At 68.9% G+C, this 813-nt stretch carries 1 protein-coding gene; it reads right to left on the bottom strand.

From position 1 onward, the window contains the following. On the bottom strand, positions 1–813 hold an 813-nt coding region (locus tag OP495_RS18540; RefSeq protein ID WP_280571251.1), incomplete at both ends, for an HAD-IC family P-type ATPase.

The raw sequence follows: 813 nt of genomic DNA, 5'->3' as shown, positions 1-813 counted from the left end.
GATCGACATGGGAGTGGCTAGCCCCAGGGCACAAGGGCAGGCGATGATCAGTACACTGACCGCGGCGATCAGGCCGAAGGCCATGGGTGGCGCGGGCCCCCACAGCGACCAGGCGATGAAGGCCACCACGGCCACCAGGATCACCGCCGGCACGAAGACGCCGGCCACCTTGTCGGCCAGCCCCTGGATGGGCGCCCGGCTGCGCTGCGCGCTGGCCACCATCTGCACGATCTGCGACAGCATGGTGTCGCGGCCCACCTTGTCGGCACGCATGATGAACGAGCCCTGGCCGTTGATGCTGCCGCCAATTACGCTATTGCCGGCTTCCTTGCGCACCGCCAGCGGCTCGCCGGTGACCATCGACTCGTCGATGTTGGAGCGCCCCTCCAGCACCTCGCCATCCAGCGGCACCTTGTCGCCGGGGCGCACGCGCAGGCGATCGCCCACCTGGACCTTGTCGAGGGAGACTTCCTCTTCCTGGTTCTCGTCATCGAGGCGTCGCGCGGTGGCCGGGGCCAGGTCGAGCAGGGCGCGGATTGCCCCGGAGGTCTTCTCCCGGGCTCGTAGCTCCAGCACCTGCCCGAGCAGTACCAGCACCACGATCACCGCCGCCGCCTCGAAGTAGACCGCCACCGAGCCGTCGGTCTGGCGGAAGGTCTCGGGGAAGATGCCCGGCACGATGGTCGCCAGCAGGCTGTAGACCAGCGCCGCCCCGGTGCCGATGGCGATCAGGGTGAACATGTTGAGGCTGCGCCGCACGATGGAACGCCAGCCGCGCACGAAGAAGGGCCTCCACTCCCAGACCACCACCGG

It is taken from the genome of Chromohalobacter sp. 296-RDG (assembly GCF_029889885.1).
Lineage (GTDB): Bacteria > Pseudomonadota > Gammaproteobacteria > Pseudomonadales > Halomonadaceae > Chromohalobacter.
The sequence above is the reverse complement of the archived record's forward strand: the minus strand, read 5'-3'. Positions and strand labels throughout refer to the sequence as shown.